Origin of the sequence: Peribacillus sp. B-H-3, assembly GCF_048572925.1 — a bacterium.
Lineage (GTDB): Bacteria > Bacillota > Bacilli > Bacillales > DSM-1321 > Peribacillus.
Genome location: NZ_CP183879.1, coordinates 1,885,600 through 1,903,682, shown reverse-complemented (window position 1 = coordinate 1,903,682; position 18,083 = coordinate 1,885,600). Strand labels below are relative to the sequence as shown.

The 18,083-nt window shown below is 40.8% G+C and carries 20 protein-coding genes and 2 other annotated features; of the genes, 5 read left to right on the top strand and 15 right to left on the bottom strand.

Going from position 1 to position 18,083, the window contains the following annotated elements; all coding sequences use genetic code 11:
• Positions 1-5: 5 nt before the first annotated feature.
• Entirely contained in the window at positions 6-1,847 is a 1,842-nt protein-coding gene (gene typA / locus ACN6MY_RS09420) for a translational GTPase TypA (protein WP_419883716.1), read from the bottom strand.
• A gap of 145 nt (positions 1,848-1,992) precedes the next feature.
• Between typA and ACN6MY_RS09415 the strand changes: the two genes are divergently transcribed.
• Entirely contained in the window at positions 1,993-2,175 is a 183-nt protein-coding gene (locus ACN6MY_RS09415; protein ID WP_419883715.1) for a DUF5325 family protein, read from the top strand.
• Between the two features lie 155 nt (positions 2,176-2,330).
• Here ACN6MY_RS09415 and ACN6MY_RS09410 read toward each other — a convergent pair whose 3' ends face one another.
• Entirely contained in the window at positions 2,331-3,125 is a 795-nt protein-coding gene (locus tag ACN6MY_RS09410; RefSeq protein WP_419883714.1) for an inositol monophosphatase family protein, read from the bottom strand.
• Between the two features lie 317 nt (positions 3,126-3,442).
• Positions 3,443-3,640 (bottom strand): hypothetical protein, encoded by a 198-nt coding sequence (locus ACN6MY_RS09405; protein ID WP_419883713.1) that lies wholly within the window; start codon positions 3,638-3,640, stop codon positions 3,443-3,445.
• A 199-nt stretch (positions 3,641-3,839) separates the two neighbouring features.
• On the opposite strand from ACN6MY_RS09405, the gene ACN6MY_RS09400 reads away from it, so the two are divergent.
• Positions 3,840-4,460, top strand: a complete 621-nt coding sequence (locus ACN6MY_RS09400) for a YktB family protein (RefSeq protein ID WP_419883712.1) — start codon at positions 3,840-3,842, stop codon at positions 4,458-4,460.
• Between the two features lie 74 nt (positions 4,461-4,534).
• On the opposite strand, the gene trpA is transcribed toward ACN6MY_RS09400, so the two are convergent.
• From trpA to ACN6MY_RS09355, 9 genes are all read right to left on the bottom strand, one after another.
• The gene (gene trpA, locus ACN6MY_RS09395; protein WP_419883711.1) at positions 4,535-5,326 is read right to left on the bottom strand and encodes a tryptophan synthase subunit alpha; all 792 of its coding nucleotides are present in this window, start codon (positions 5,324-5,326) and stop codon (positions 4,535-4,537) included.
• On the bottom strand, positions 5,319-6,524 hold the full coding sequence (gene trpB / locus ACN6MY_RS09390) for a tryptophan synthase subunit beta (RefSeq protein WP_419883710.1): 1,206 nt from the start codon (positions 6,522-6,524) through the stop codon (positions 5,319-5,321). Before trpB ends, trpA begins: the two co-directional genes overlap by 8 nt.
• On the bottom strand, positions 6,521-7,135 hold the full coding sequence (locus ACN6MY_RS09385) for a phosphoribosylanthranilate isomerase (protein ID WP_419883709.1): 615 nt from the start codon (positions 7,133-7,135) through the stop codon (positions 6,521-6,523). The genes trpB and ACN6MY_RS09385 overlap by 4 nt, the downstream gene beginning before the upstream one ends.
• A 13-nt stretch (positions 7,136-7,148) precedes the next feature.
• Positions 7,149-7,925: an indole-3-glycerol phosphate synthase TrpC gene (trpC, locus tag ACN6MY_RS09380; protein WP_419883708.1), complete on the bottom strand. Its 777-nt coding sequence runs from the start codon at positions 7,923-7,925 to the stop codon at positions 7,149-7,151.
• Positions 7,926-8,948, bottom strand: coding sequence for an anthranilate phosphoribosyltransferase (trpD, locus tag ACN6MY_RS09375; protein ID WP_419883707.1), 1,023 nt, complete (start codon positions 8,946-8,948; stop codon positions 7,926-7,928). It lies immediately after the preceding gene.
• Positions 8,932-9,531: an anthranilate synthase component II gene (locus ACN6MY_RS09370; protein WP_419883706.1), complete on the bottom strand. Its 600-nt coding sequence runs from the start codon at positions 9,529-9,531 to the stop codon at positions 8,932-8,934. Before ACN6MY_RS09370 ends, trpD begins: the two co-directional genes overlap by 17 nt.
• Positions 9,528-10,925: an anthranilate synthase component I gene (gene trpE / locus ACN6MY_RS09365; protein ID WP_419883705.1), complete on the bottom strand. Its 1,398-nt coding sequence runs from the start codon at positions 10,923-10,925 to the stop codon at positions 9,528-9,530. Before trpE ends, ACN6MY_RS09370 begins: the two co-directional genes overlap by 4 nt.
• 98 nt (positions 10,926-11,023) lie before the next feature.
• Positions 11,024-11,267 (bottom strand) — a binding site (T-box leader).
• A gap of 76 nt (positions 11,268-11,343) precedes the next feature.
• Positions 11,344-11,582, bottom strand: a binding site (T-box leader).
• Positions 11,583-11,650: 68 nt separating this feature from the next.
• Positions 11,651-11,926 (bottom strand): UPF0223 family protein, encoded by a 276-nt coding sequence (locus ACN6MY_RS09360; protein WP_419883704.1) that lies wholly within the window; start codon positions 11,924-11,926, stop codon positions 11,651-11,653.
• A 258-nt stretch (positions 11,927-12,184) separates the two neighbouring features.
• Complete coding sequence (locus ACN6MY_RS09355; RefSeq protein WP_419883703.1) at positions 12,185-13,144, bottom strand: NAD(P)H-dependent flavin oxidoreductase; 960 nt, start codon at positions 13,142-13,144, stop codon at positions 12,185-12,187.
• Positions 13,145-13,372: 228 nt separating this feature from the next.
• Between ACN6MY_RS09355 and ACN6MY_RS09350 the strand changes: the two genes are divergently transcribed.
• Positions 13,373-14,848: an aminotransferase class I/II-fold pyridoxal phosphate-dependent enzyme gene (locus ACN6MY_RS09350; RefSeq protein ID WP_419883702.1), complete on the top strand. Its 1,476-nt coding sequence runs from the start codon at positions 13,373-13,375 to the stop codon at positions 14,846-14,848.
• 190 nt (positions 14,849-15,038) lie between these two features.
• On the opposite strand, the gene ACN6MY_RS09345 is transcribed toward ACN6MY_RS09350, so the two are convergent.
• Complete coding sequence (locus ACN6MY_RS09345) at positions 15,039-15,161, bottom strand: GapA-binding peptide SR1P (RefSeq protein WP_083392247.1); 123 nt, start codon at positions 15,159-15,161, stop codon at positions 15,039-15,041.
• 368 nt (positions 15,162-15,529) lie between these two features.
• Between ACN6MY_RS09345 and ACN6MY_RS09340 the strand changes: the two genes are divergently transcribed.
• The gene (locus ACN6MY_RS09340) at positions 15,530-15,964 is read left to right on the top strand and encodes a DUF1885 family protein (protein WP_419883701.1); all 435 of its coding nucleotides are present in this window, start codon (positions 15,530-15,532) and stop codon (positions 15,962-15,964) included.
• 138 nt (positions 15,965-16,102) lie between these two features.
• On the opposite strand, the gene ACN6MY_RS09335 is transcribed toward ACN6MY_RS09340, so the two are convergent.
• Both ACN6MY_RS09335 and ACN6MY_RS09330 read right to left on the bottom strand, forming a co-directional pair.
• Positions 16,103-16,951 carry a polysaccharide deacetylase family protein gene (locus ACN6MY_RS09335; RefSeq protein WP_419883700.1) on the bottom strand — a complete coding sequence of 283 codons (849 nt, stop codon included), beginning with the start codon at positions 16,949-16,951 and terminating at the stop codon, positions 16,103-16,105.
• Positions 16,952-17,080: 129 nt separating this feature from the next.
• Positions 17,081-17,329, bottom strand: coding sequence for a hypothetical protein (locus ACN6MY_RS09330; RefSeq protein WP_419883699.1), 249 nt, complete (start codon positions 17,327-17,329; stop codon positions 17,081-17,083).
• Between the two features lie 340 nt (positions 17,330-17,669).
• Here ACN6MY_RS09330 and ACN6MY_RS09325 point away from each other — a divergent pair, with 340 nt between their 5' ends.
• On the top strand, positions 17,670-18,050 hold the full coding sequence (locus tag ACN6MY_RS09325) for a hypothetical protein (protein ID WP_419883698.1): 381 nt from the start codon (positions 17,670-17,672) through the stop codon (positions 18,048-18,050).
• The last annotated feature ends 33 nt before the right edge of the window (positions 18,051-18,083 follow it).

Here is an 18,083-nt window from a genome sequence, read left to right as displayed (position 1 = left end):
GCGTATTAGGCTTCAGCCATTTTTTTCTTTTTAGCAAACTTTTCGCGTTCGTTTTTATCAAGGATTTTTTTGCGAAGGCGGATTGATTCTGGCGTTACTTCGCAATATTCATCGTCATTCAAATATTCAAGTGATTCTTCAAGTGACATAATTTTAGGTTTTTTCATAGAAGTTGTCTGGTCTTTATTTGCAGAACGCATATTGGTCATTTGTTTTGCCTTTACAATATTAACCGTCAAGTCGCTCTCACGGTTATGTTCGCCGACAATCATTCCTTCATAAATGTCAGTGCCAGGCTCAATAAAGATCACGCCGCGGTCTTCAACCTGCATGGTACCATATTGAGTCGTTTTTCCTGTTTCCATGGAAACAAGAACACCCTGCCTTCTTCCGCCAACCTGGCCAGCTTGCATAGGCTGATAGCTGTCAAATGTATGGTTCATGATTCCGTAGCCTCTTGTGATTGTAAGGAATTCTGTTGAGTAACCGATTAGTCCGCGTGCAGGCACGTTGAAGATCAGGCGGACCTGGCCGCTTCCATTATTGATCATATCCAGCAATTCACCTTTGCGGGCGCCGATAGACTCCATGATGGCTCCTGTATGTTCTTCAGGAACGTCAATTTGAACTCTTTCTACCGGTTCACAGCGTACACCGTCAATAACACGTACAATAACTTCAGGTTTAGATACTTGAAGTTCATAGCCTTCACGTCTCATGTTTTCAATAAGAATGGAAAGGTGAAGCTCTCCGCGTCCAGAAACAATCCATACATCAGGTGAATCTGTATTTTCAACACGTAAGCTTACATCCGTCTGCAATTGAACCTTTAATCTTTCCTCGATTTTACGGGCCGTTACAAATTTTCCTTCTCGTCCTGCAAACGGGCTATTGTTAACAAGGAAAGTCATTTGAAGGGTTGGCTCATCAATTCGAAGAACTGGCAGTGCTTCCTGATGTTCAACAGGAGTGACGGTTTCTCCGACATTTATGTCTTCCATTCCTGAAACTGCAATCAAGTCGCCTGCAAATGCTTCTTCAATTTCAACCTTTTTTAAACCGCTGAAGCCGAAAATTTTTGTAACACGGAATTGCTTCACGCTGCCATCAAGTTTCATAAGAGCAACCTGCTGTCCTACATGCATTTTACCGCGGAAAACACGGCCAACTCCGATACGCCCAACATAGTCATTGTAGTCAAGAAGAGCAACCTGGAATTGAAGCGGCTCATCGCTGTTATCAACTGGAGCAGGAATATTTGCGATAATTGCTTTAAACAGTGAAGACATATCCTCTTCTTGTTTTGATGGATCTGGATCCGGGCTTGAAGTACCTTGAATGGCTGAAGCATAAATAACCGGGAATTCAAGCTGTTCTTCTTCTGCACCCAATTCGATGAAGAGATCCAATACTTCATCGATTACTTCTTCCGGACGTGCAGAGTCTTTATCGATTTTATTTACAACAACAATTGGCGTAAGTTTTTGTTCTAAAGCTTTCTTAAGAACAAAACGGGTCTGCGGCATGCAGCCTTCATAGGCATCAACAACCAATAGAACGCCGTCTACCATTTTCATGATACGTTCCACTTCTCCGCCAAAGTCAGCATGTCCTGGAGTATCCAGGATATTGATTCTTGTATCTTTATATTGAACAGCTGTATTTTTCGCAAGAATGGTGATTCCCCGTTCTCTTTCAAGATCGTTAGAATCCATAGCGCGTTCTTCTACATGTTCATTCGCACGAAAAGTACCTGATTGCTTCAAAAGTTCGTCAACCAAAGTTGTTTTACCATGGTCAACGTGGGCAATAATTGCTATATTTCGAATATCATTACGAGATTTCAAAAAATTCACTCCTAAAAGTAGTTAGTTTAAATGTTATTATCGTACCATTAACTTACATATTATATCACAAACATAGTAGAAACCAAGCAAGAAATTTTGTACAATATAATTAATATCCAATTAACCACACTAATGAGGTGAGAAAATGAATATAAAATGGAATTTCCTTTTGTTAGCTCTTCTGGCTGTCGCAAGTATCAGCTGGATAGGCATTTCTATCGCCGAACAAAGCATTGCAGGGGTAATCATCAGTATTTTCGCCCTATTTATTATTATGGGCTATGGCTTTACATTAAAAAAGAAAATGCGGAAAAAAGGCAAATTATAAGCAGCTGCCATTGAGACCTAACCGCTTGACTGGCTCCTTTTTTAAAAAATATATGTAAACGCTTTTCGTTTTCCGGTTAAATGCAACTAATTTCAACATTGCCAAAGGCTGCCGTAATCAGCGGCAGCCCTAGGTATTCTTTATGGTCCTTTGATTTACAGGTTTGAAAGATATTTTTCAGATATAAGCTGATGCAGGCCGGGTTTTGAAACAAAAAGCGAGTTTCCTTTTAAGTAATCAAGCTTTTCCCCAGTCATGGTGGTTACTTCTCCGCCAACCTCTTCTATTAAGATGGCTCCTCCGGCAAAGTCCCAAGGTGCAAGCCTCATCGACATGTAGGCATCAAGTCTCCCAGCAGCTACAAATGCCATTTCCAGTGCAGCTGATCCGTATGAACGGGTCCCCCTGACATCCCTTACAAGCGGTGCCAAAATTGCTGGATCAATCTTCTTATTTTCAGTCACCCAGGTAGCGTTTAAGGATAAAATGGCCTCATTTACCGGAACAGCTTTTAGCGGAGGAAGCTTCACGTCATTCATGAATGCTCCTTCTCCTCTGATTGTATGATAAAGTTCATCATGGACAACATCATATACAAGCCCTATTTTACCCTTTCCATTTTCAAGTATTCCAATGGAAATCGCAAAGTTCCTTTGCTGATGTACAAAGTTCATTGTGCCGTCAATCGGATCGATTACCCAGACAAAACCTGTAAGATCGCTCACATCACTGCACATTCCCTCTTCGCCGAGTATTTGGTGGCCGGGAAATGTTTCTGTGATTTTTTCAAGAAAAAATTGTTCGGTTTCTTTATCCATATTCGTCACTAAGTCATTGGGATTCGATTTGGTAGAAATGTTCAATTTGTGTTCAAAAGAAGATTTTATACGTTCTCCAGCTTCTTTTATCCAGGTTTTTGCATATGTATCAATTTCTTTTAAGTTTGCCATTATTTAAGCCTCCGCCTGATTTGATTAACAAGCCATGTACGTTTATCTTTTAGAATTATTCAGCTTTTATCCCGTGTTATTTCTGGGATTAATCGAGCGCCTCTGCATCAAATGCTACCTAAAGATTATAGGAAAGGCCATTGGTCTTCAAGTTTTTCTTCCCAGCATCTTGAAAAAACACCTTAATAAAGAATATAAAAGACGGACACATCCAGAATGTAATCAGAGTGTCCGCCATCTAATGAAATTTTTCATCAATATATCTTTTCATCTTAAGATAATTTTCTCCTTCATTTGGCGGGCATCGAGGTTCGTGTTTAAAGAGCTTTAAGCCTTAACAGTTCAAGACGGATTCTTTCAAGTTTTTGTTTGCATTGGCTTTTCTTTTGTTCATTTTCTTCGCCAATTGCTTCAAAAAGTGTGGCTAATTCATAATCCATTTCCATTCTTAAAACAGCTGTTCTATGTTTTTCAACTTCCTTGGATTTTAAGGACTGATTCATTACTTGTTTCATGATTGTCGTACTCCCTTCAATAATTGACTAAATTTTCTGATATATTTTTATTTTATAGTATGATTTCTTCAGCAGAATCGCAACAAAATTGTGCTCTTTACCTTCATGGAAATTAAGTTCCGCAAAGGATTGTATACTTTCTCTTTTCTTCCTCTCTATGCTACAATATGCAACAGATGAAATAAGCAGGAGGATAATAATGAATATATCTGGATTTACTGCAGCCGATTATAATGTATTTAAAATAGATGGACTGGATCCAAGAATGGAAGCACTAAAGAATCGGATACAGCCAAAGCTTCGCCAATTGGGCGACTATTTTTCGAAAGAGCTGACTGAACTGACCGGAGATGAAATGTTTCCCCATGTTGCGAAGCATATGAGGAGAACCATTAACCCCCCAAACGACACATGGGTTGCTATTTCACGAAACAGCCGGGGCTACAAAATGATGCCTCACTTTCAGATTGGATTGTGGGGAACCCATATGTTTGTATGGTTTTCCGTCATTTACGAAGCTCCTGATAAAGCACAATACGGATTGACACTTGAGAATAATGCCGAAACGATCAAAGACTCCATTCCCGGACACTTTGTATGGTCCATTGATCACACAAAACCGGATGTGATCCCTCATTCCAGTCTCTCCCTTGATGATATGAAATCCATGTTTCAAAGGCTGCAGACTGTTAAAAAGGCTGAAATACTGTGCGGCATCCAGATTTCACGCGAAGATGCCGTTTCACTTTCAGATCAGTCATTTATTAAACGCATTCAAGAGTCATTTGAAGTTTTAATACCCTTATATAAATTATATTAAACAACAAACTAACACCCTATATCTATAAAAGCAGCTAAAAAGGGGCCGGCTTAAAGCCCCCCCTTATGAGCTGCTCACTGCCTTGCCCCAGCCATTTTTGCCGCAGAAATGAGGCGGCTGATTTCTTCATATTCGCCCCTTTCCAGACAATCAATTATCTTGCTGCCAACGATTACACCATCACAATATTTTGACAGCTCCTTTACTTGTTCAGCACTGGAAATGCCAAATCCCGCCAGAACAGGCACCCCGCTTGCTTTTTTCACTTTTTCGAGATAAGGTCCTGCATCCAATCCGAAGTCATTCCGCACTCCTGTTGTTCCCTTTACGGTAACCGCATAAAGGAAACCCTCAGCCCTTTCTGCTATTTTCTTAATTCGTTGTTCCGTGCTCGTAAGCGTAACAAGTCTAATCAGCACTATGCCCGCTTCCTTTAAAGGGCCCGAAATAATCTCTTCTTCTTCAATCGGCAAATCAGGAACTATGCAGCCATCCACTCCAGCTGATTTGCAGTCATTTACAAAACGTTTTGCACCGTAAACAAGAATGGAATTCATATAAGCCATCAGAATAACCGGTATTCGGATTTCTCCCTTGATTTCTTTCAATTTGTCCAGAATTTTTTTTAATGTGGTTCCCTCCTGTAAAGCTCGGATACCAGCCCGCTGGATAACTGGCCCATCTGCTACAGGATCTGAAAAAGGTATGCCTAATTCGACTGCGTCAGCACCTTCTGCTTCAAAAAACCGCAAATGGGATTTCAGCTTCTCCAAACCCCCGTCCCCTGCCATAATATAAGGGATAAATGCTTTATCTCCTTTTTGCTGCACGGCCATCATTGATTTTGCAACACGATTATTATTCATTTTCTTTTCCCCCTAAAGCAGCATGGATTTGTTCAACATCTTTGTCTCCTCTTCCTGATAAACAGACCACTATACCTTCCTCCTTCTTCATGGAGGACGCAAGCTGAAGGGCATGAGAGATGGCATGGGCACTTTCCAATGCTGGAATGATGCCTTCTTTTTTAGACAGGATCATGAAAGCTTCAAGTGCTTCCTCGTCTGTAACAGATGTATATGAAACCCTGTCTATATCTTTTAAATAACAATGCTCCGGTCCTACACCTGGATAATCCAAGCCTGCTGATATGGAGTGTGCTTCCTGAATTTGTCCATCTTCATTTTGCAAAACATACATCAATGAACCATGAAGCACACCCTTTGTTCCTTTAGTCAGTGATGCAGCATGAAGGCCAGAATCCAGTCCGTTCCCGGCAGCTTCTACTCCTATCAGCTTCACATCGGCATCCTCTATAAAAGGGTAAAACATCCCCATTGAATTGCTTCCCCCTCCGATGCAGGCGACAATTGCATCCGGAAGCCTTCCTTCCTGGCTAAGATATTGTGTCTTAGTTTCATTGCCGATTACACTTTGAAAATCCCTTACTATAACTGGGAAAGGATGAGGACCAAGCACAGAACCCATTATGTAATGGGTGTCTTCAACATTCGCTACCCAATATCTTAATGCCTCGTTGACTGCATCTTTCAGCGTGGCGCTTCCTCCATCAACAGGAATAACTTTTGCTCCAAGGAGCTCCATCCGGAATACATTCAGTTTTTGCCTTTTAACATCCTCTCTCCCCATAAAAATGATGCATTCAAGATCAAGCAAGGCACAAACAGTCGCTGTTGCCACCCCATGCTGCCCGGCGCCAGTCTCGGCAACCATCTTCTTCTTGCCCATTTTAAGGGCAAGAAGCGCCTGTCCGATTGTATTATTGATTTTGTGTGCACCTGTATGATTTAAATCTTCACGCTTCAAATATATTTTTGCCCCTCCTGCCAGTTCAGTCAGGTTTTTTGCAAAATAAAGCGGATTTTCCCTGCCGATATATTGCTTAAGGTAATAATTCAATTCTCTTTGAAATTCCACGTCCCTTTTCGCTTCTTCATAAACCTCTTCTAGTTCCTTAACTGCTGCCATTAGTGTTTCAGGCACAAAACGTCCCCCGAATGCTCCATAATGTCCATTGTTGTCAGGCTGTATATATGTTTTCATTTGATGATCTCCTCTCCGCTTCCTCTTTTTGCGTTTCTAATAAATGCTCTAATTTTCCCGATATCCTTAACCCCATCTGTCTCTACACCGCTTGATACATCCACGGCATAAGGCCTTACTGTTATAATGGCTTCTTCAACATTTTCCGGTGTCAGCCCCCCTGCAAGGAAGAGTTCGCTTAAAGGAAAATCACTCATGGTTAATCTCTTCCAGTCCAGAGTCTCCTTAGCTGCTGATTTGGGGCGGTCCAGCAAAAAATAGCTTGCCGGGTAACCACTGACACCGCTGAAATTATACTCAGAGTTCAGAGATATTGCCTTTATTACCGGAAAGGGAAGAGAATCGGCAAATTCTGCGGTTTCCTCTCCGTGGAGCTGAACATAATCAAGGCCAGCTAAATAGTATGTCTCTACAATTTCTTCGTAAGGCTGATTCATGAAAACCCCGATTTTTTTAACACTGCTATCAATTTTCGAAATAATTCTTCCTGCATCCAACGGGGAAATATGGCGCTTTCCTTCTGCAAAAATGAAACCTAGATAATCCGCGCCTGCCAAGACTGCTGCCTGTGCAGCTTCAAAAGTTCTAATGCCGCAAATCTTGACTTTCATAACTATCACTCCTTCAAAAACTGACTTGGAAACTGCTCATTATGTTTTTTAAATCGCCCGATTTCATCAGCGTTTCACCTACAAGTATTCCTTTTGCTCCTGCTTCCTTGACTCTTTTCACATCATCTTCTGACTTTATCCCGCTTTCGGAGATGATGATTTTGCCTGAAGAACTTAGCTCCTTCGCGAGTTTTTCGGTTATCCCCAAATCCACTTGAAAGGTTTTTAGATTCCGATTGTTGATTCCGATTAACTCAGGATCAATGAGCATGGCCCTTTCCAGTTCTTCCTCGTCATGAACTTCTGTCAGTACTTCCAGATTTTTAGATTTTGCATATAGATATAATTCCTTTAATCTCTCTATAGGAAGGGCGGCGGCAATCAGAAGGATTAGATTTGCTCCCGCAGCCTTTGCCCTGTCAATCTGAATTTCATCAATAATGAAATCCTTGCATAGTACAGGCACTTGGACAGCCGCTCTAACATTTTTCAGGTCTTCAATCGACCCTTTAAAAAATGTTGGATCTGTAAGCACTGAAATTGCAGATGCCCCGTACCTTTCATATTTTTTTGCCTGCTCAGCTGGATTTGCATCGCTTTTTATATCCCCCTTTGATGGAGATGCCCTTTTAATTTCTGCGATTATTGAAACTGTTTGAGAGGATTGCAGCCTTTTAATTAAAGACTTGTTTTCTGGCTTTTCATCTATCTGATACACGATGCCGGATTGTTTCAATAATGCGACTTCAATCTTTTTTTGCTCGATGATTTTCAATAAAATATTTTCCATTTATATGACCGCCTTATTTTTCTGACTGTAGGCAATAAGCATTTGCAGCTTCTCAAGCGCCGCTCCGCTTCGTATGCTTTCTCTCGCCTGCTGAATTCCCCCGGTAATTGAATTTGCTCTCCCATTTGCATATATGCCTATCCCTGCGTTCAGCAAGACTGTATCGAGACAGGGCCCCTTTACACCGTGCAGAACGCTCAGAAGGATTTCACTATTCTCCTTTGAGCCACCTCCCCGGATAGCTTCATTGGAATATACCGGAAGTCCGACCTCTTCAGGATGGACGGTAAAGGAGGTCATTCTTCCATTTTCAAGTAAAACCAGGCTGTTCTCGCCTTGCAGGCTGGCTTCATCCATATTGCCTGCTCCTGTAAGCACCACCGCTCTTTTTCTTCCCAGTTTATTTAGAACAGATGCCATAAGTCCAAGCAGATCCTTGCGGTAAACACCCAGAAGCTGTGAATCGAGATTGACAGGATTCGTTAGCGGGCCAATGATATTAAAGACCGTGGAAACCTTAAGCTCTCTTCTTATTTTCATTATCCGCCTAGTTTTCGGCTGTATAGAGGGAGCAAACAAAAAGGTAATGCCTGCTTCCTCCAATAGCTCCTCTATTTGACCAGTTCCCAGTTCCAGGTTTACTCCGAGCTCTTCCAGGACATCTGCACTTCCCGTTTTACTTGAAACACTGCGGTTTCCGTGTTTGGCAATCTTAATTCCGGCACCAGCGAGTACAAAAGCAGATGCTGTGCTGATATTGAAGCTTTGTGACCCGTCCCCTCCTGTACCGCAATTATCCATAATATTTTCTTGAGAGGTTTTAATTTTGACTGCATGCTGCCTGAGCACCTTCACAAGGCTTGCAATTTCTTCAGCAGTTTCTCCCTTCGATTTCAAAGCGATTAAAAAAGCAGCAATTTCGCTTTCGCTGATTTCATCTGAAAAAAGCGATTGGGCAGCTAGCATCATTTCTTCCTCATTCAGCGGATTTTGGCTTGATAGCTTTTCAAGATACTGTTTCAAAATGATTCTCCTCCCTTGCTTGCATGATGAATTTATGAAGCATGCTTTTTCCCGTTTTTGTGCCTATGGATTCAGGATGAAACTGAAGCCCGAATACTGGAAAATCCACATGCCTGATCGCCATGATTTCACCATCATCAGCAGCATAGGCTGACACAGTTAAGTCTGCAGGCATACTTTTTTCATCAATCACCAAAGAGTGATATCTCATTACTGAAACATCCGTATCCTGCTGTTTAAACAAGTCAGTGCCATCATGTTTAATGAAGGATGCTTTTCCATGAATGATTCTTTTTGCCTCTACAACTCTTGCGCCAAATGCCGCGCCAATCGCCTGATGGCCAAGGCAAATTCCCAAAATCGGGATTATTTTATGAAAGTGCTGAATTAATTCAATGCAGATACCGGCATTTTCAGGCCGGCCGGGCCCTGGAGAAATCACGATGGCCTGCGGTTTCAGCGCTTCAATTTCATTCAGTGTTATGCAATCATTTCTTCTTACAAGAATATCAGGCTCAAATTCACCTAAATATTGAAATAGGTTAAAAGTGAAAGAATCATAATTATCAATCAGTAAAATCATGAACGGTACACCTCCATTAAAGCTTTTGCTTTATTTTTCGTTTCCTCATATTCCTTTTCCGGGTCTGAATCATATACAATACCTGCACCCGCCTGTATAAATGCTCTGTTATCCTTCACTACCATCGTCCTGATAGCAAGGGCCATATCCAAATTTCCGCCGAATCCGATATAGCCGATTGAACCCGCGTATACGCCTCTTTTACGGTTTTCAAAAGTATTGATAAGCTGCATGGCCCGAATCTTTGGTGCTCCGGATACCGTTCCAGCCGGCAAACAGGCTATCAATGCCTTAAGGCTGCTTGTGCCTTCCTTTAATTGGCCCTTAACCTTTGAAGCAATATGCATCACATGCTGAAATCTTTCTATGGTCATCTCAGATGCAAGTGATACAGAACCTATCTTGCTGACCTTTCCCACATCATTTCTAGCAAGATCAACCAGCATCCTGTGCTCTGCGAGTTCTTTTTCGTCATTCAGCAGCTCAATCTCAAGCTCCAAATCCTCTTTCTCTGTTTTCCCTCTTGGCCTTGTTCCGGCTATGGGATTGGCAGTCACTTCCTTTCCTCTCACACTGATCAGGCTTTCAGGAGAGGATCCCAATATTGTGTAATCCTTGAACTCGATATAAAACATATATGGAGATGGATTAGAAAGCCTCAAGCGGCGGTATGCCCTGAACGGGTTTCCGTGAAACGCTGCCTCAAAGCGCTGAGAAAGCACAACCTGAAATACCTCTCCAGCCACAATCGCCTTTTTGGCCATTTTGACCATATTTGTAAATTGTTCTTTAGAATAGTTAGATTCAAAGTTCAGATCTTCCAAGGATTCATCTTCCATTTTAGGAAGAGGCCTACTAAGCACTTCTTTCATCTCCCTGAACCTGTTGAGGCTATTTTCATCCCGTGTTACTAAATGGATGACTTGAAGGATGTGATCAAAAATATACATTTCATTGTATAAAAGGAAATGAGCATCTGGCATTTGTAGGTCATCCAAAGGCTGCTGAGCGCCAATATCTTCATATTGGCGGATGGAATCATATCCCAAATATCCAACGGCCCCTCCCGTAAAGGGGAGCTCCGGAACAGCTTTCGATTCCATTTCATCAGCTATATGTTTCTCTAGAAAGTCAATCATTGTTTCTCTTCTCAAATCCTGATGATGTTTTTTATGATCAGAAATTCGCAGTTCCCCTCCAAACGATGCTGCCTCGCAAAATGGATTGCAGCCGATATAAGAATACCTGCCATGATCGTGATGCGCCTGAGAACTTTCCAGCAGAAATTTATTATTACCTTCCAGCTTTTGGAAAATCGAGACAGGTGTATGGATATCTCCGTCAACAGTTTCTATCTTAAAAGGATTTTTTTGTGTCGAATTATCAGTTTTCATTTTCTCCCGCCTTTTCTACATTCAAATGATCTTACTCAATGGAAATGGTAATCTAAAATGAAACAAAAAAAGTCCTCTGCAAACACAAAATAGTGTTTGCAGAGGACGATTAATTACCGCGGTGCCACCTCAGGTTGGAAAGCTAAAAGCCTTCCCTCTTTTCAGGCACAGGAAAAATTCCGATACCCTATCCTTTTAACGGCGGAAACCGGGTTCCTCTACTTTCACTTTCAAGGAACCTCTCATAAGCCCATTCATTTTGCCATATCACACCGGGTCTCACCATAACCGGCTCTCTGTTGTGCATCTGACAAAATTACTCCTCTTATTCTGCGATTTATCTATTATACATATTCCGGGTCCGTCCAATGAGCTTCAACAAATCCATGTTTTAAAAAACGCAAAAAGGGCCCTCATCCAAAAGGACGAGGAACCCGTGGTACCACCTTTAATTAGCTAAAAAAGCTCACTTTACAGCATCATGATTAAATGCCTGTCTCGGGTAACGATGAGACGGTCCGCCAAAGCCTACTTCCGCTGCCGGTTTCAGTTTGGAGCTCAGAAGCCCATTCGCTTAACCATTCACACCGGTTTGCACCAGCCACCGGCTCTCTTCAGTGAATGAAGTAAGGTACTCTTCTTCTTCAACGCTTTGCATCTAGTTTTCTTGTTTTTAATATTAAAGCTATTCGCCCCGATTTGTCAATAGTTTTTTTAAAAAAATATTACACTTTAATGGATATGTAGCCGTCTGTTGTCATTTCTTTCGCTTTTTTTATGACCAGATACGCTGAATATCCGCTGTTTTCCTGAAATTCATCTGTAATTCTTTTTTCATCTGCCTTACCTGGTACGATTTGTTTAAATCTGCGGTAGGAGCCCATAAACTGTTCTTTTTGTACTTTCCCTTCGTAGGCTTTTTCCACAAATTCAAAAAATTTAATTACATCAATAATTTCCTCAGTACTCCAGCCGCTGTCCATCGGATATGAGTAATTCATGCTGTCACCTGCTATTCTTTATTTTTAAGCTTTGATAAACCTGCCCGCTGATTTCTGCTTCCGCACTAGACCCAATCAAAAAGCAAAGGCTGTTTAAAATGCGGAAGACCATTTCAGCTGCCGACCCAATTGTACGCTTCTGCTTGTTCATTAAAATTTTATCAGTTTCTTTCCCTGTCTGCCTCATATTTAATCATTTGTAGCGGATTTAAAGCAATCCATTTACCTGTCAAGCCTAAAACATCAGCTTATTTTTTATTATCTTGCCCATTTCCTTCTTATTTCTTCCGATTCTAATATCATTCTTTCAATAAGTTCTGCGGAAGATGGAATATCACGGATAAGCCCCATCACCTGTCCAGCCCATGCATATCCATCTTCTATTTGGCCCTCATAAATGAAACGGCGATTCGCTTCACCGCTGATATAGTTTTTCAGCCGCTCATATCCTCCATTCTCCTTCTCAATGCCGAGGATCTTACCTGTCCAGGTATTTGAAAGAGCTCTGCCTGGAGCTCCTAGGGACCTCTTAATAACCACTGTGTCATATTCGCTGCCATGAACCAGTGCATTTTTATAGGCCTCATGGGCATGGACGCACTCTTTAGTCGCAATAAACCTGGTGCCCATTTCTATGCCCTCCGCTCCGAGTGAAAGTGCCGCCATTAGTCCCCTTCCATCACCAATACCTCCTGATGCGATAACAGGAATAGAAACGGCATCAACAACCTTAGGAATAAGCACAGCAAAACCAATATCATCCCTTCCAAGATGGCCTCCGCCTTCCTGGCCGACTGCCATGACAGCATCGGCGCCAGATTCTTCAGCTTTAACTGCCTGTCTTCTTGATGCTACAAGAACGAGGGTTTTGACACCAGTGCCCTTCAAATGACTCAGGAAAGGGGCAGGATTTCCCCCAGTGACTGAAATAGCAGGAACTCCTTCACTTAACGCTGCTTCCAGGAAATGCTCATAGCTTCTGCCGTGCTGTCCAATGGCAAAATTCACACCAAAAGGGCTTGAAGTCTTAGATTTTGTTTTGCGGATTTCTTCCCTGAGCTCTTCTGGCGAATCAAGGGACATAGCTGTTACCTGACCTAAACCTCCTGCATTTGAAACTGCTGAGGCAAGTTCAGAATAAGCCAGGTGTGCAAGACCTCCCTGCACGATCGGGTATTTTATGCCAAGAATCTCCGTCACTCTAGTTTTCCAGTTCATTCCGCTCCCCCTTCATCCTTTATTCCACTTAATTCATCATATAAAATCAGTTTATAGAATTTAATCCAGAAACTCTAGAGAAAAATACCTCTCGCATAAATATTCATAATTCGGTTATATAAAACCGACGTTGCTCAAAAAAAAGAATCGCTAGGCAAAGTTCTTTATCCATGCTATAATTCTTCTTGTTTTACGCGAAAATTTCTTATAAAGAGGTGTCATAAAGAATTGTCACAGTATGAAACACCCTTATTTACAGGCCTGATTAATCATGCAAAAAAAAATCCAATTCAATTTCACATTCCAGGCCATAAAAAAGGACAGGGAATTGACTTAGAATTCCGCAATTTCATTGGAGAAAATGCCTTGTCCATCGACTTAATCAATATTGCACCTTTAGACGATCTGCACCAGCCTAAAGGAATTATAAAACAAGCACAAGATCTTGCTGCAGAAGCTTTCGGAGCAGATCATACGTTCTTTTCCGTTCAAGGAACAAGCGGTGCCATCATGACAATGGTCATGGCTGTCTGCGGACCTGGGGATAAAATCATCGTTCCCCGGAATGTTCATAAGTCTGTTATGTCGGCTATTGTATTTTCAGGCGCTGTTCCAATCTTCATCCATCCTGAAATTGATAAAGAGCTTGGCATTTCACATGGAATTACAACTGAATCGGTAGAGAAGGCACTTGAGCAAAATCCTGACGCAAAAGGCCTCCTTGTCATTAATCCGACGTATTTCGGGGTTTCTGCTGACTTAAAGAAGATTGTTGAAATTGCCCATTCCTACAGTGTGCCAGTATTAGTGGATGAGGCACATGGCGTTCATATCCATTTCCATGAAGGATTGCCGATGTCTGCCATGCAGGCAGGAGCCGATATGGCAGCTACCAGTGTTCATAAACTAGGCGGCTCCCTGACTCAAAGTTCTGTTTTGAATGTAAAAGAGGGGCTGGTTTCACCCAATCATGTACAATCTATTTTAAGCATGCTTACAACAACCTCTACATCCTACATCTTGCTGGCATCATTGGATGTTGCCCGGAAACGCCTTGCAACAGAAGGCAGGGAGTTAATTGACAAAGCCATCAAACTTGCAGACCATATCCGCCTAGAAGTAAATACAATCCCGAAACTGACTTGTATCGGCAGAGAAATACTCGGAAGCAAGGCTACCTTTGACTATGACCCGACAAAGCTGATCATATCTGTGAAAGAGTTGGGCATATCAGGTTATGATGTAGAAAAATGGCTTCGCGAGAAACATAATATCGAGGTGGAACTGTCGGATTTATACAATATCCTTTGCCTTGTCACAACAGGCGACACAGAAACCGAAGCCGAAATTTTAATCAGTGCCCTTAGGGATTTGGCTGAGGAATTCAATCAATATCAAGGAGAGAACCAGGAAATTTCGGAAGTAATGCTTCCTGATATCCCTTTGCTTGCCCTTACTCCAAGAGATGCATTTTATGCTTCAACAGAGGTAGTTCCAATTGAAGAATCCGCAGGCAGAATTATCGCGGAATTCATCATGGTGTATCCGCCAGGAATACCCATTTTCATTCCTGGCGAAATTATTACCGAAGAAAATATTGCCTATATAAAGAAAAATATCGAAGTGGGCTTGCCTGTCCAAGGTCCCGAAGACAGTGAACTTAAAAACCTCCGGGTCATTAAAGAACGTAAAGCAATCATATAAATTGCTGTTTTCGTAAACTTTGCTGATATGGAACAAGGTGGCTCATTTCAGTTCCAGGATGCTCGCTTTTCGCAGGATTAGCGGGTGTCTCTCATCGCAATATTTAAGTAAAGGCCTATCATTAAAAGCACGACCCATGCTGCACTAAAGAAAGCCGCCCAACCCGGGCGGCTTTCTTTGGTTTGCTTACTTACTCCATCTCTTTTTCTATATCATACTGGCAGGTACCGCAATGTGAATACAAAACACTGACCTTTTCGTCTTCATAATGCTCAATCGTATTGTTGCAGGTTTGGCAAATGATTGTTCCCATATTTACAGTCTCCCTTCAAGTTGTCTAAAAAATGAAAGCGTTTTATCCTTCTATTTATCTATAATAATATAACACATTTAAAATATCAAGCTTAATTGTATGTCACATTTATTTTTTTTAGTGATTATTTTTATTTATTCTGCATATCATGAATAGGCCTGTTTTATGACAAACTCTTCTATATCTCATTAGCAAAAAGGTGTAAAATGATAACGTATACATTAAAATCGTCTGCCCTGTTGAACATCCTGCCCATTTCCCATCTAGACACATGACTTCGATCACCAAAGTGCAGAAAACAAAACCCCATTTCCTCTCACTTGCCCCTGAATTAAAGTTTAATTTGAAGACAGAAAGGAGAATGTATCTTGCCTGAAAGTGCATTTATCAAACTGGTTCCGCAATCAAACAGACAAAGTATCACCTTAGAGGAAGTGAAAGACCTTTTCCGCTATTATAAATCCCTTAGGGAAAAAACAGGAAAGCAAATAGACTGGGATTATCAGAACTCAGCATTTCCATATAAAATGGAAGTGGTCGATCAATCACAAGAAAAATGGATCAGGTTTGTTTCAAATCAAGACCGCTATAATGGGATGCTGGCAGGAATTAATACTGAAAAAATAGAAGATAAAACAGGAACAGAAAGATTTCAACCTTATATTCAAATTAAACTAGTACCTGCTTCCACTTACGGAGATAAAGGCAAAGCCAATGAATACTGCAGGTTTATTGCTAAAAAATTAAATGCTGAACTTCACCTCTTCAATAAAAGAATTATGTATTTTTATCCGCGCAAATAATTAATTCGCTATTTTGTTTTTAACCAATTAGTTTCCACACAAAAAAAGAACCGTCTCAATAATTGTGCATTGAAACGGTTCTTTTCTTACCTTTTGGATTTCTTCTGCGTATTGACAGCATGAAATTGTCCAATCCGCCTAAAGAGTTTCGATCAGAGCAGGGTCAATGATATCATAGCCCATTGCCTGATAGCCCTGTACAATGTCCTTGATTGCTTCGCTAGTCCATTTTCTGTCATGCATAAGCAAATTGGCGCCGCTGGTTAAATACGGTGTTGTGAGCATGATTTTGGTTATGGCAGCCTTACTTTGATATTCTTTCACCCAGTCGTATCCAAATGACCAGTTCATTAAAATCATTTTTTGCTGTGCAGCAATTTTCTTCGAATAGTCTGTATTCTGGCCAAATGGAGCCCGGAAAAATTTTGGCTGTTCACCCGTAATGGATTTAACAAGATTATTCAATTTAACTATTTCATCTTTCTGTTTCGCTTCTGGCAGATCTTTTAACCCAGTATGATGGTAAGTATGATTGCCGATCATAAAGCCCATATCATGAATGGCTTTCAGCTTTTTCCTGCCTTCTGCACTTTCAAGGAAATGGCCGTTCACAAAAAAGATTGCTTTAACATGAAGAGACTGAAGAGTTTTGGCTATATCCAATGCATACTTGTCGGGAGAATCATCAAACGTCAGCAAAATGGCTTTTGGATTGGCCTTTGTAATCGGCTTAAGCGACCATGTAGCCGGATTCAGGCGGTATTGAGGAACTGGTTTTTCAGCAGTCTGCACCAATTGCGCCATAGTATCCTTGCTGTTTTCTTTTTTCTTAATGTCATTTCGGTCTGTGTCTTTTTCATTTTTTTGTACAGATTGGGCTGTTTGCCCGCCAGTCCCCTTTTCTGTGTCCGGCTGTTTGGCATCCTGCTGGCCGCACCCACTTAATATTAAAAAGAGTGCTGCAATACTTAAAGCTAACTTCTTCAATGTCTGGCCTCCCTGTTCCAAAATTGCCTGTCCTTCCCCTTTGCATCTTCCTGCAGAAGGTTCATAATATATTTCCATATTACCTATACTTACACAGAACAGGCTAATTTTGCAAATGGCAAGCCCAAATTAGGAGTAGGGCATGACAATTTTTAGTAAAATCTGCACAGCACCGTAGAAAAACAAACTGATTCCTGTTATAAGGATTGTTTTTTTATTAGACTTAAGAATCGAATTGCCAACATAAATCGCAAGATAGGAAAAAATAAGAAACATCAGTATTTTAAATAACAGTTTATCATCCACAGATAGCCATTCTACAACTGTATAACCGCTCCATACTATGAGCTGAAAGAGGAATACTACATAATTTTTCAAGGTATCACCCTCGCTAAAGTAAAAATGCAAAGCTTTAAATGCTATAGTGCATCTTATAAGTCCCTACCAGGTAATTTCCTAGCCTAATTGTTCAGCTATATCATGTTTTTCTACATTTTCCTGCTTGTACCTCTATTTTTGCAGTTGTGTATCATTTAAATGACACGGCGTTTTAGACAGATTTTCATGTTAAAATTAATTTATTCCAAATCAGCAGCTAAGTTATCATATTTCTCCAGGTGATAAACTATCATTTTGTGATTACCTTAAACAAAACTCTTACAGGGATGAGAAGCTCCCTTTATCTGAAAATAACTATCGTATTAGAAAGGGGTTTATCATGAAAAATAAATTATTGTTACTGATTTTTCTTCCATGTTCTTTCCTGATTCTTTCCTCTTGCACTCCAGGCCAAAATCCTTCTGCACACTCCTTGCCTAAGTATAAAGATAAGATTGTATTACTTTCTAATGAATCTAATTATATGTCTGAAAATGCATATTATGATGCCCTTTTGGAATTTATCAGCAAACATCCGGCACAATCTGGAAAACTTAAGAAATTGAATTTTGAAAATCATAAAAAAGACTGTAAAACCCTCAACATAAAAGAAGCTCCTGCATTAGTCATTCTTTCCAAAAACGGTAAAGTTCTCAACCGGATATCCGGAACAAATGTCACAAAACAGGCTATAATGAAAGCTATCCAAAAAACCCTATAGAGTAAAGAATTAGCGTATTAAGCAGACTAATCG

Excerpts from the sequence above, each read along its gene's own strand:
- ACN6MY_RS09360 (WP_419883704.1), bottom strand. The coding sequence starts at position 11,926 with ATGAATTACTCATATCCGATGGACAGCGGCTGGAGTACTGAGGAAATT.
- ACN6MY_RS09370 (WP_419883706.1), bottom strand. The coding sequence starts at position 9,531 with ATGATTTTACTGATTGATAATTATGATTCTTTCACTTTTAACCTATTT.
- ACN6MY_RS09345 (WP_083392247.1), bottom strand. The coding sequence starts at position 15,161 with ATGGGAACAATCATTTGCCAAACCTGCAACAATACGATTGAGCATTAT.
- trpE (WP_419883705.1), bottom strand. The coding sequence starts at position 10,925 with ATGAAAACTGATAATTCGACACAAAAAAATCCTTTTAAGATAGAAACT.
- trpB (WP_419883710.1), bottom strand. The coding sequence starts at position 6,524 with ATGAAAACATATATACAGCCTGACAACAATGGACATTATGGAGCATTC.
- trpA (WP_419883711.1), bottom strand. The coding sequence starts at position 5,326 with ATGAATAATAATCGTGTTGCAAAATCAATGATGGCCGTGCAGCAAAAA.
- ACN6MY_RS09400 (WP_419883712.1), top strand. The coding sequence starts at position 3,840 with ATGAATATATCTGGATTTACTGCAGCCGATTATAATGTATTTAAAATA.
- trpC (WP_419883708.1), bottom strand. The coding sequence starts at position 7,925 with ATGGAAAATATTTTATTGAAAATCATCGAGCAAAAAAAGATTGAAGTC.
- ACN6MY_RS09325 (WP_419883698.1), top strand. The coding sequence starts at position 17,670 with ATGAAAAATAAATTATTGTTACTGATTTTTCTTCCATGTTCTTTCCTG.
- ACN6MY_RS09355 (WP_419883703.1), bottom strand. The coding sequence starts at position 13,144 with ATGAACTGGAAAACTAGAGTGACGGAGATTCTTGGCATAAAATACCCG.
- ACN6MY_RS09385 (WP_419883709.1), bottom strand. The coding sequence starts at position 7,135 with ATGAAAGTCAAGATTTGCGGCATTAGAACTTTTGAAGCTGCACAGGCA.
- ACN6MY_RS09410 (WP_419883714.1), bottom strand. The coding sequence starts at position 3,125 with ATGGCAAACTTAAAAGAAATTGATACATATGCAAAAACCTGGATAAAA.
- ACN6MY_RS09415 (WP_419883715.1), top strand. The coding sequence starts at position 1,993 with ATGAATATAAAATGGAATTTCCTTTTGTTAGCTCTTCTGGCTGTCGCA.
- ACN6MY_RS09405 (WP_419883713.1), bottom strand. The coding sequence starts at position 3,640 with ATGAAACAAGTAATGAATCAGTCCTTAAAATCCAAGGAAGTTGAAAAA.